The sequence below is a fragment of the Methylocystis silviterrae genome (assembly GCF_013350005.1).
Taxonomy (GTDB): Bacteria; Pseudomonadota; Alphaproteobacteria; order Rhizobiales; family Beijerinckiaceae; genus Methylocystis; species Methylocystis silviterrae.
Genome location: NZ_JABVWW010000037.1, coordinates 1 through 11,508, shown reverse-complemented (window position 1 = coordinate 11,508; position 11,508 = coordinate 1). Strand labels below are relative to the sequence as shown.

Genomic DNA, 11,508 nt, shown 5'->3' with positions numbered 1-11,508 from the left:
AATAGAGGGTGAACGGAGGCGAAAAATCCGACGCCTCGGAACGCTGTCCAGCGATTAAAAGCGAGCGACACGCCCGGGAGCCCGGCCGTGTCGAATCATGTCCGATAAGCGCACATTATCGGACATGCGCGCGTGACGACAAGCGCGGCGGATTGGAACGGAATTTTAATGATAAAGCGCCGCGACGACTTGTCCGCGGACGTGTTCGCGGCTTACGATTCCGCCATGCTGCAGATTGATTCGGACGGGCTTCTTGGCCGGAAATCCTCGTCGCGCGCGACGAAGAAACGGCGCGCGCGGACCCGCAGCGAGGCGGCGCACCACTACAGAAATAGCCCGCAAATACAGCCGCTGCCGCGTTGGGCGAAAGGCGACGCCCGTGCGCAAGACCGGCGGCAAGACGACGCGTTTGGCTGCGCGGGTGACGCGCAGTTTTTCGCTGGCGCAGGGCTCGCGTTGCTCGACCAGATTTTGCGCGCCGGCGCGGGCGGCGCCGAGCCAGCCTTCGCCGGATGCTTGCGCCAACGTCTCGCCCTCAAAGCCGCCGCGACCTGCGCGCGTCTCGCGCGGCTGCGCGAAGATGAAGGGGCGCTGCGTGACGCCGAGCATCTCGCCGGTTTTGACGCCGCGCCGACGCCGGGCGGACGCCTGCATTGCCTTTGGCGTCTCTTCGCGATGCGCCTGGGACCGATCGATGCGCGTTTCTTGAGAGTCGCTGCCGAGTGTCTCGATCTGCCGCCGGACATCGATTGCGACGCGCTGGCCGCCCTTGCGCAGGAGGCGTCGACGCGTGAAAATCCGCTTGCGGCGGCGGCGCGCGTGAGCGCCCAAGCGTTGCGCATTCTCGACGACGCGCCGCCGATCGACGCGGAAATCTTTGCCTTGTGGCTCGCCGATCTCGTGCTGGCGCGACGCCTCGGCTGCGCGGCGCCGCTGCCGCTGTTGGCGACGACGATCACGCATCCGTCGATGCGCGTCGCAAGTGGTCGCCGACCGCACCCCGGCGATCCCGATTGGTCTTTGAGCGTCGCGCGCGCCTATGCACGGGCCGCGCAAGAGGCTTACGCGTTGGCCGGCGAGTTGTCGCGGCGTTCCGCCATGCTGTCGAGCGTCGCGCCAAAATTGCGCGCCAAAAAGGCCGCGCGAGTCGTCGACCTGTTACTTGCGGATGATTGCGTTTCGCCGGCGCGGGCGGCCAAGGCGGCGGGTCTTTCCGATCGCGCGTCGCGTCGTTTGTTCGACCGGCTTGTTGAGCTTGGCGCCGTGCGCGAACTCTCCGGTCGCGCCAATTTTCGGCTCTACGGACTGTGACATGCAGAGGACGTTGACGCGCCGTCGATGAAAGCGTTTCGACACGATATCACCCCGCCGCAAGAAACGCGTGCGTCGGCGGCGAGCCGTCGGGCGCGGCGCGAGGGCGAGTTGCTGTTCGACGCCGATCTGTCCGATCTTCCGCAGGCGATGCGCTGGCGCGAATGGATGGGGCGCGTCGAAGCCGCGATCTTCGCCGCGCCGTCGCCGGTCACGCGCGACGTGCTCACCAAACTGGTCGGGCGCGATTGCAATTTTGATGATTTGATTTGCGACATTCGCGAAGATTTGCGGGCAAGGCCCTATGACCTCGTTCTCGTCGCCGGCGGCTATCAACTGCGCACCAAACCGCGCTACGCCGACGCTATTCGCGTCTTGAACAACGGCGCCCGCGCCGCCGGACCGCCAGCGCTGACGCCGACCGAACTCCTCACCGTGACGGCGATCGCCTATCTGCAGCCAGCGACGCGCGCCGAGCTGTCGCAGTTTGCAGGGCGAGAAATCAGCCGTGACGTCGTCGGCAGCTTGAAAGCGCTCGACCTCATTGCCGCCGGACCGCGCGCGCCAATGCCCGGCGCGCCTTACGCCTATGTGACGACGAGGAAGTTCCTAGAGGTCTTCGGACTCGCGTCGCTGCGCGATCTCCCCGACATCGAACGGCTCGAAGACGAGGGACTTTTGGAGAGGCAGCAGCCGGAGGCCGATCTTGATGCCGTTCTTTTCGCGGAAGAGGAGGATCTCGAAGAGCATTGGGAATGACCGGTGATAGGGTTTGCAACTCCCAGCCTGCTCGTCGCCCTTTCACGGCGAAAAAGGGGTTCGAATCCCCTTGGGCGGGGGTCGCGCCATCAATGGCCAAGCGTGACCCTGATCATCTGACTGCCACGCTTGCCTCAGCGCGCCTCGGCGCTATTTGGCCGGCGTCGCCTTCATCGCGACGCTCCAATCTCCTTTGCCCGCGGTTCACGGCCGCGGGCCTTTTTTCAACTTCAGCCGGGATCCAGCTGCTCAGCCGCCGTGCGGACGTGCGCTTGCGAGGCTTTTTTGGTTTTGCGTGGCCTTGGCGCTATCGTCCCGCCTATGTGCGGACGCTTCACGCAGCATCTGTCCTGGGAAGAGCTTTTCTCCGAGGCTCCGTTAGCGCTTGGCCTTGTCGAAGGCTTCAAGCGGGGGCATGCTGATATTTGATACGCCGACCACAGGGCAAATGACCGCTCAGATGGGCAAGGGCGCACAAAGAGGCCGGCTTCGATTCAAGAGTACTGAGCTTCGGGAGAAACTCCATGGAATCGAATGAAACGACTGCGCTCGAACAGTCTCGCGAATTTACCGAAGTCGTAGGCCTGTTCGACTCGCTTGATAAGCTGCAGTCCGCCATTGACAATTTGATGACTCATGGATTCGATCGATCCGAAATCAGCCTGCTCACCGAAGACGCGAAGACGCGCGAAAAGGTTGGATCGAAACGCTCGGTCGAAATCGAGGACAGCGATGAAGCTCCTCGCATTTCCTACATCGAAGCCGAGTCGCTTAATGAAGGCAAAGCTGCGCTCATCGGCCTGCTCTTCTATGTTGGCGCCATTGCTGGCGCGATCGCCATTTGGACCATCTACGGCAGTTTCGCCGAGGCGATCGTTGCGGGCATTGGCGCTGGTATGGCCGCCAGCCTAGTTGGCGTGGGCGTCGGCGCATTCATTCGACGTCGTCAGCGCAATTGGGTGCAGGCGCAATTAGCGCGCGGCGGGCTGTTGCTGTGGGTGCGAACCCGGACCGAAGAACATGAACGCGCCGCCATGTCTGCCATGCAGAACAATGGAGGCCACGACGTGCATGTTCATAGGCTGGCGGCATAGGCCTGACGATCCAGACTGATCGCTGCTGACCCTGTTACACCTATGAAACTCAAATTCTCCGGCGGGTGAGGGGTATTTCTATCGACGCTCATGAACGCATTAACGCCGACAAAGCTCGTCGAATGTCCCTTTGAAGTCCGCGTCGACGAGGTCTTACACGACCGGTTCTATGATGTCCGCGACGCTGTCGCGGTCGCCAAGCAGGTCAAAGCGACGAAACGAGCGGCCGACGTCGTGGTCATAGACACACGGACCAAGAAATTGGTGATCAAGGTTGATGGCTGAGCGAATTTTCCCGTTGTGCGGCTGCGATGCGTGAAAAAGCCCAGTCGGCGACGACCGGGCTATGAAGAACCAAGGATTTGCCGGCCCATGTGGCGCCTGCGGATACGGGTCAGATAGACGCCGATGCCGGGAATGCAAGCTGACCGTGCTATTCTTTTTCATCGGCGTTTTTTGCTTCGCCTATAAACTTCTGCAAATCGCCTATGACTTGCTGCACGATTCCGGCCACAGCAAGCTCCGGAGAGCGCGTAGAGAGAGCTATGGCTAGCTTCGTCTTGCCCATTGCCTCATTTGCGTAGCCTCGCAATTGGTCCACTGAGCTGCACTGAGTAAGACAATCGAGGGCAACCGACACAGCGTCCTTCACTTGGTCAATTGCGTGCTGGATATTCTGCTGAACTTCAAGGCTTTCGGCCTCAAGCGGCGCTTTCGTCGAATCGGCCAGCGTGTCGATTCCCCGCTTGATCTCTCTGATCGATTGGCCAACGAGATCTTTCGTTGTCTCTGCATTTGACATCAGACTTATCCTCGTAGGGATGCTATTAGTTTTTTGGGGACGACGACCGCTCATCGCAAGCGGCTCGGCGTCGTGACATACACGTCCCGACAAGGATGGTTTGCTGCATCCGACTAAGCCGCCTGTAAATCCCCACAATGGTCGAGGCGCGTCGCATTCCCGCCCCGAGGATTGGAGCAGTTATGCGCAGGCCGCAGCGGCCGTTCGCCGATATCGGCTGGCCGGCGTCGGCTTTGTGCTTTCCGAAGATGATGGCTACACCGGCGTCGATCTCGACAAATGCCGTGACGTTAAGACCGGCCAGATCGAGCCGTGGGCGCAGGAGATTGTCAATCTCGCAGAGAACTATTCAGAGGTAAGCCCATCCGGCACCGGAATCTGCATGATTGCGCGCGGGAAGATCGAAAGCACGATCAAAAGCGATCCTGCGCACGTCGAGCTTTATCGCTCGCAGCGCTATCTCACGATCACCGGCGATCACGGTGTAGATTTGTCAACGTTTCCAGATCGAACTCCTGGGAACAAGTTGTTCAACAATCCCGGCGAGACCTCGAAGCTCTTAGGTGCATCGCGGCGCTTATGCGCTGGTGTGCCGAGCGCTCGATTCTGAGCGCGGGCACACGCTCGATGCGCCCAAGTGCGATCTGCGCGGCGAGCGCATTCCGACCTTCGCCGACGCAATCATAGAGTTAGCTGCACGGGCGCCGTGTCGCTCGTCGCCTCGTTCGCATCACCTAGGCGAAGCAGAGGGTGGACGCAGTTTCATTTACGTCGCCGCGCGTCGTCGATGATACCTTTCTGAGCCGGGTGCGCGAGAGAGCGAGTGTTACCTACGGACATGTTTCATTGCGCCGAGATCTAAGCCGGCGCCAAGGTTCATATTGCGTTGACTGTTTTGAGAACGTGTTGAATATGGCATCGAGACCGACGTGAAATGCCTTGCGCCAATCCGTGGATCGGATGCGCGCCGATAAACACTGCCGATCATGGCGGCCGATACCGGACTGAAAGCGTCTCAGCCAAGGCCGCCCCGCTGGTCAAAGGTAGCACTCAAAACAATCTGTACGTGGACGGTTTCGAAGGCGCGTATCAGCGCTCTGTAGGTCGGCAGTTCTCGCAGATGCTGTCGAAACCGCGTGGTTCATTTAACGACTCAACATTCCGTCTCACGGGCAGCGGCTCGTCATCGCTCAACATCGGCAGAGCCTTCGTGTTGAACGTCATCGGCCGCTCTCTACGGTGAAAGAAAGCCGGGGATGTAGCATCGTGAAACCGATTTATCACGAAATGCCGCGGACTGGCAGACCAACGCCGAGCGCGAACTCCCGAAAGAAATGGCGGCAAACGTCGGCGTCGCATCCATCAGGTTTTTTGGACGCCAGAGGTTGCTTGCTCAATCCACGCTTCAAGCTCTGCAAGTTTGGACTGCCATTTGGAATTGCCGCTCCAGGCCTTTTGCCACATAAGCAAATGACTTTCGGCTAAGCAAGCTCCAACCCATTCAGGTATTGCGTTTGCGGTATGACCAAGCTCTTGGCGCCGCAGTGCCGCTTCGAACGCCGTCGCCGAAATCGTCTCTTTCGAGTCGCACGATTCGCTTTTAGATGTGAGATCGCGAAATTCCCGAAGTGCAATCTGCTGTGAAGAGGGAGGAAGGTTTGCAAACGCGATCTTCGTCGCACGCAACTCGTTCATTAAGATAAAATCTTCGACGAATCCCATGTTGCACCTCTCACAACCTTCCTATCCACATGGACAGCCATTACTTCCCGCCCGAGGCGGGAATAACCCAGCCCCCGGAAGCGGCAGGCCTGTCTCGCCAAAGAGTGAAGCAAACTCTCGATACCGGGAGAAGATCAAACGCGACAAGTATCGCAAGTATGTATCCTACAGGGTTGGCAATGCAGGCTTTGCTCGCGTTCAGCGACGCCGGCAAGTTGACGAGCAGGCCCCTGAACGGCTACGGAAGTTCCAAAACACGTAACGATCATATGCAGGCGCTCGCTGCCGCGCGAGCCCGGAAGAAATATGCTCGCGCAAATTGAATTGGAGTGCGCGACTCGCGCGCCAGGCATTAGAAGCCTCGCTTGACGCATTCGATGAAAACCCGAATGTGCCTGCATTCCAGCTCGGCGAACGCAGACTTCGATCCTGCCGGCAAAGGCGGCCATTTTTTCGTTCAGCGCAGGTCGAGACGCAACGTCAGCGTTTGTGGCATATTAGAACGACGGTGATGGGCAGCGCCATAAAAATGCGAATGCCTAGGACTACGCTGAGATGCTGAGCATGACGCAGGCGCGTTCGCAGAAACGCGTGCGGTTCTGACCGATCGTTTTGCCTTGGAGCCGTGCCAGCATGGCCCGTCCTTGGAGCTTAACGATGGAGACTCCTGCGAGCAGCGGGTTGCCGGCCCCCTGGGGTCGAAAGTCGAAGGCTCGGTCATCGCCAATATTCTAGCGCTCGCAACTCTGGCCGCGCGCACTGAGATTGCCGATCGTTGAAGGCCCAATTGCGGTGTATGAAGCTTAAGGAGATTCGTAATCCTTCACCGTGCAACTCTGGGAGGTAATTTGGCTGCGACAATCAACATACCGGTCTATAGCGATGCTCTCGTCGTTCTAGGGACTGCCGGCGTCGTCGTTCCCTTGGTGCGCTATCTCGGGTTGAACCCGGTACTGGGTTATTTGGGAGCGGGCGCGCTCCTTGGTCCGCTCGGGCTGGGTTCATTCATCGACAAGCTGCCGTTTCTCTACTGGTTCACCGTCGTCGATGCAAAAAATGTTAGCGGCATCGCCGAACTTGGCGTCGTTTTTCTTTTGTTTCTTATCGGATTGGAGCTTTCCTACGATCGGTTGCTTTCAATGCGGCGACTCGTTTTCGGGCTTGGCGGATCGCAGGTCGTTATCACGTCGTGCTTGCTTTCCGTCATCATCGCCTGGACTGGACAGGCGCCATCGGTCGCCATCATCGTTGGAACCTGCCTCGCGCTATCCTCGACCGCGATCGTTCTTGAAATTCTTGCAGCACACGGCGAGCTGCCCACAGGGGCAGGCAGAGCAAGCTTTTCTATCCTGCTGGCGCAGGACCTGGCCGTGATTCCGATACTTATATTCGTTTCGATCCTCGGCTCGAACACTGAAGGTTCGCTTGCGGCGAACATTGGCATAACACTGGCCCATGCGGCGATGGCCATTGCGCTCATCGTTCTGGTTGGAAGAGTAGTGCTGCGACCTCTTTTCCGTCTTGTTGGATCCATCGAATCTCTTGAACTACTGACGGCGGCGGTTCTGTTCGTCATCATCGGCACGGGCGTGCTGGCCGCCGTCGAGGGCCTGTCCATGGCGCTTGGAGCATTCGTCGCGGGGCTCCTTCTGGCCGAGACCGAATATCGCAAGGCGGTCGAGGCCATCGTCGAGCCGTTCAAGGGCCTATTGCTTGGTATCTTCTTTTTTACGGTGGGGATGACCATTGATGTGCGGGAGATTGCACGCGATCCGCTCACCATCTTGGCAATCGTATGCAGCCTCATCGCCTTCAAGGCGGCGATCATCATTGGACTGTCGAAGGCATTCGGCCAATCGTGGCGCGTTGCTATCGAAACTGGATTCCTACTTGGCCCCGGCGGGGAATTTGCTTTTGTCGCTTTGGGGCTGGCGAAAAGCCTCGGGCTTATAACCCCTGCACTGTCATCGTTCGTTCTAGCTGTCACATCGCTTTCGATGATTCTCATTCCGGCGTTGTCCGCTGCCGCGCGACACATCAATTCTCGAATGGAACCGCTAAAGAAGATTGACCCGGCGCTGAACGTGGCGCCGCGCGAACAGTATAAGCATGCAATCGTCGTCGGTCATGGGCGCGTCGGCAAGGTCGTCACGTCCTTCCTGAAGGAACATAACATTCCCTATATCGCCACGGATAGAGATGCAGCCTCGGTGGCAGGAGACCGAACGAACGGGCATGAAGTGTACTTCGGAGACGCGACACATGCGGCATTTATGAAAGCATGCGGGATTATGGAAGCCGCGGCTGTCATTGTGACCATCGGTTCGGAATCGAGCGTAGACGCGATCGTTCTTGGCGTCCGAAAACTCAGGCCTGACGTCCTGATCGTCGCGCGCGCAAGAGATACCGAACATGCACGGCACCTCTATGCAATTGGAGTGACTGATGCCGTGCCCGAGACGGTCGAGGCCAGTCTTCAAATCTCGGAGGCTGCACTTGTAGGTTTAGGTATTCCAGTAGGATACGTTATCGCCTCCGTCCACGAAAAACGCGATCAGTTTCGCGCCGAACTACGCGACGCGGCAAAAGAGGATGTTCGGGAAGTGAGCCAAGAGTAACATCAGCGGGTGCGCAAGGCAAAAAAGAACGTCACCAATAGAATAACAAAATTGCTATGCTCGCCCAATCACGGCGCTGTCATAGAGGGCGTGCGCCACTCACGCGCTTCGTCCTCGTCTCTGTTGTGTTGCCTCGCCGACCCATTTATGCGGCCTCAATCAAACGCTGGTGCTGCCCTTTCGGTCGCTTTCGAGACAGGAGTTAGGTTTCCGCGAGCTTTTGATGTTGTTCCGCCAACGGCAATTCGAAGCTAAAGATCGTGCCGCCGCCAGGATTGGGCTCGACCCACAACCGTCCATGATGCGCGTTGATAATCGAGCGCGAGATAGACAAGCCAACGCCCAGCCCGTGCGGTTTCGTGGTCGTAAACTGTTCGAACAATTTGGCTTTGATCGCTTCCGAAATGCCTGGACCAGTATCAGCGACATCGACCCGAATCTCATTACCGTCGATCAGGCGCGTCGACACAACTAATTCGCGACTCTCGCAATTTTCCATCGCTTCGATGGCATTGCGCTTCAGATTGACGACGACCTGCTGGATTTGAACCCTGTTGATGAGCACCAGGTCATTTTGCGCATCCAGATTGACAGCTGTCGCGACGCCGCATTCTTTGGCGATGGAGTCGGTGAATTCACATGCGGTTCGGACGACTTCGTTTAAATGGTGGAGAGTCTTGATCGATTCGCCCCGCGCGATAAATTGGCGCAGACTGTCCACTATTTCTGAAACACGGAATACCTGCTTGGAGGCATTGTCCAAGACCTGCTCTATTTCTGTTAAATCCCCTTTCTTAAGGAGCCTGCTCGCAATATGGAGATAGGCGTTGATCCCAGAGAGGGGCTGTTTGAGTTCGTGGGCGAGTCCGACTGTCATATTCTCGATAATATCGAGACGGTCCGCGTGCAGATCATGCATTCGAGCTTCAAATCTGCGCCGCTCGCTTAAATCATGTATGAAGCCGACAAAGTAGCGTTCGCCCTCGGCTTCGACTGCGGCGACGCCAAGCTCCATCGGAAAGACCGACCCGTCCAGACGCTGTCCCTCGACCTGCCGGCCAATTCCGATAATCTTGGCTTCGCCGGTGCGGAGGTAATGGCTCAGGTAGTCATTATGCCGACTGCGATATGGCTCGGGCATCAGTATGCGAACGTTTTGCCCGATTACTTCGTCGGGCGTGTATCCAAACAATGCGACCGCAGCAGGATTAAATGACAGGATTGTTCCAGTCTTATCAATCGTGATGATGCCGTCCAAGGCGTTGTCCACGAGCGCGGCTAACAAAGGCTCGCGTACGTGAGCCTGAGACAACCTAGGGCTCGAGCGCATCAAACTGTATCGCTTTGGGATGAGGCCGCTCTTCTCGCGGCGGATTGGGGCAGTCTGTCCCTTTGATCTTTTACCACAGCGAAAATAGTGCGTCCAATTCCCGAGCTGTTCGTGCGCGAGAGTGATCAAGACAGCGCAGCTGCCTGCTGCTCGCCCCGCATTCCGGGGAAGCGACCAACGGGATGGTTTCATTTGCGGGTGCGATCACGCGTTGCACTGCCAATGTGCGACATGAGGCGTCATTCCCCTAATCGATGCGCCGCCTGGTGCGCCGAAAGGAGGCTTTGGAAGAATCTTGTCAACGAAGTGCGTCGGCGCGATTTGCGAGAAGCGGAGACGGTCTGTCGCGAGTGCCGCGCTTGCTGCTTCCGAATAATCGCCTTCTGGCATGGGAATGCCGTCAACGGGCCGTTCGATAATTGCAAGGCCTGTTACCGCCGCGCTGGCGTCGGCCGCGTCCCGAGCCATACAAACGCGGAAACCCCATGCGAAACCAAGCGGTGCTTGACTGCCTCAATTTCCTCATTCCCGACGTGCAAGGACGCGTTGGTCCGTTTCTCGCAATTTTCCTTTGGTCTAGCCAAGGATGGGGCCCCACGCATGTCGGCATTGTCATGACGATCGCGGGAATCGCAACCGTCGCAGCCCGCACACCAGCTGGAGCGCTCGTCGACTGGACCGTTTGGAAGCGCGCTCTGATTGGTGCCACCGCCAGCATCGTCGTCCTCGGGGGATATGCCTCATTCTTTTCCCCCTGTTCCGGCCAGCGGCGGCCGCGCAAACCCTGATTGGCGCCTGCGATGCGGTGTGTTCCCCCGGTGATCGCGGCAAGAAGCTTAGGCATCGTCCGCAGACAGGCGTTCACAAGACGGGTCGGCCGCAACGAAGCCTTCAACCATACAAGGGAAGCCTTCAACCATACAAGGAACGTATTCACAGCGATCATAGCGGAAGTCGCCGGCTAGCCGATCATGCCGGCCACCGTGCTGGGGCTCGTCGCGTTGCTTGGCGCCGCCAGCGCACTCGCGGTACTCGCCATCAATGCGAGGGAGATTGATCGTTCGTTGGCGCGTGGCTTGGACCACAACGATCGCGGCCACGAGTATCGAAAACGCCCGAGCGCATTGAGCGTGATTTTCGATTGCAAACCGCTGCTGACTTTTACGGCGGCGATCACCTTGTTCCATTTCGCCGATGCCGCCGAGCTACCGCTCGTTGGCGAGCGCCTGAGCCAAGGCCAAAAAGACTCAGGATCCCTATTCCATAACGGCCTGCATCATTGTGGCGCAGGCCGTTATGATACCGATGGCGATGCCGGTTGGAGACAAGAGCGACCTTGGGGCCGCAAGCTACTCTTTCTTCTCGGGCTCGTTATAGTGCAGGCAGGGCAATGCCGGGCGGATGGGGCGACTGCCGCTCTCGATCGCATTGCAGCTGGCAGATATCTCGGCTGTCGTCGCTCGCTGGATATCGTCTTCGGTGAAATCGACAGATAACCCTGAACGCATCGCCGATGAAACGATCTGCGCTATCTACTTCGACAACTATGATGAGGCTGGTGAGGCGGCGCGAGCGCGTATCCATGAGCGAGGCCAGTTCGCGCTTGGCGCTGCTGATGGGTAGAGCCACGAAAGCATAACGCCCTGCATCCCAGCGAGAGAGGGAGCGGAACATGGCCAAGATCGTATGCGTGCTGTACGACGATCCGGTTGACGGTTATCCGAAAGCCTATGCGCGCGATGACGTGGCTCAGCCCAAATGCTATCCCGACGGACAAACGCTGCCCTCCCCAAAGGCAATCGATTTCAAGCCGGGTACGCTCCTTGGCAGCGTTTCCGGCGAACTAGGACTACGCAAATTCCTAGAGTCGAA

The 11,508-nt window shown here is 58.4% G+C and carries 10 protein-coding genes and 1 pseudogene; 8 read left to right on the top strand and 3 right to left on the bottom strand.

Annotated elements, in window-relative coordinates; all coding sequences use genetic code 11:
- Positions 1-168: 168 nt before the first annotated feature.
- The 4 genes from HUN39_RS18510 (at position 169) to HUN39_RS18495 (ending at position 3,449) form a co-directional block, all read left to right on the top strand.
- Positions 169-1,311 carry a DUF1403 family protein gene (locus HUN39_RS18510; RefSeq protein ID WP_210267060.1) on the top strand — a complete coding sequence of 381 codons (1,143 nt, stop codon included), beginning with the start codon at positions 169-171 and terminating at the stop codon, positions 1,309-1,311.
- A 27-nt stretch (positions 1,312-1,338) separates the two neighbouring features.
- Positions 1,339-2,070, top strand: coding sequence for an SMC-Scp complex subunit ScpB (gene scpB / locus HUN39_RS18505; RefSeq protein WP_175095908.1), 732 nt, complete (start codon positions 1,339-1,341; stop codon positions 2,068-2,070).
- Positions 2,071-2,594: 524 nt separating this feature from the next.
- Positions 2,595-3,164 carry a hypothetical protein gene (locus HUN39_RS18500; protein ID WP_175095907.1) on the top strand — a complete coding sequence of 190 codons (570 nt, stop codon included), beginning with the start codon at positions 2,595-2,597 and terminating at the stop codon, positions 3,162-3,164.
- A gap of 90 nt (positions 3,165-3,254) precedes the next feature.
- A complete protein-coding gene (locus HUN39_RS18495; RefSeq protein ID WP_175095906.1) occupies positions 3,255-3,449 on the top strand; it encodes a hypothetical protein in 195 nt (64 codons plus the stop codon).
- A 148-nt stretch (positions 3,450-3,597) separates the two neighbouring features.
- Here HUN39_RS18495 and HUN39_RS18490 read toward each other — a convergent pair whose 3' ends face one another.
- A complete protein-coding gene (locus HUN39_RS18490; RefSeq protein WP_175095905.1) occupies positions 3,598-3,966 on the bottom strand; it encodes a CsbD family protein in 369 nt (122 codons plus the stop codon).
- A gap of 235 nt (positions 3,967-4,201) precedes the next feature.
- Between HUN39_RS18490 and HUN39_RS18485 the strand changes: the two genes are divergently transcribed.
- Entirely contained in the window at positions 4,202-4,576 is a 375-nt protein-coding gene (locus HUN39_RS18485; protein WP_175095904.1) for a hypothetical protein, read from the top strand.
- Between the two features lie 752 nt (positions 4,577-5,328).
- Here HUN39_RS18485 and HUN39_RS18480 read toward each other — a convergent pair.
- The gene (locus HUN39_RS18480) at positions 5,329-5,688 is read right to left on the bottom strand and encodes a hypothetical protein (RefSeq protein WP_175095903.1); all 360 of its coding nucleotides are present in this window, start codon (positions 5,686-5,688) and stop codon (positions 5,329-5,331) included.
- Between the two features lie 848 nt (positions 5,689-6,536).
- Between HUN39_RS18480 and HUN39_RS18475 the strand changes: the two genes are divergently transcribed.
- Positions 6,537-8,306, top strand: a complete 1,770-nt coding sequence (locus HUN39_RS18475; RefSeq protein WP_175095902.1) for a cation:proton antiporter domain-containing protein — start codon at positions 6,537-6,539, stop codon at positions 8,304-8,306.
- A gap of 202 nt (positions 8,307-8,508) precedes the next feature.
- Here HUN39_RS18475 and HUN39_RS18470 read toward each other — a convergent pair whose 3' ends face one another.
- Positions 8,509-9,636: a two-component system sensor histidine kinase NtrB gene (locus HUN39_RS18470; protein ID WP_175095901.1), complete on the bottom strand. Its 1,128-nt coding sequence runs from the start codon at positions 9,634-9,636 to the stop codon at positions 8,509-8,511.
- A gap of 971 nt (positions 9,637-10,607) precedes the next feature.
- Between HUN39_RS18470 and HUN39_RS18465 the strand changes: the two genes are divergently transcribed.
- Together HUN39_RS18465 and HUN39_RS18460 are read left to right on the top strand one after the other, a co-directional pair.
- Positions 10,608-11,132: a hypothetical protein gene (locus HUN39_RS18465; RefSeq protein WP_175095900.1), complete on the top strand. Its 525-nt coding sequence runs from the start codon at positions 10,608-10,610 to the stop codon at positions 11,130-11,132.
- 176 nt (positions 11,133-11,308) lie between these two features.
- Positions 11,309-11,508, top strand: a pseudogene (locus tag HUN39_RS18460) (NAD-dependent formate dehydrogenase); the annotation flags it as partial.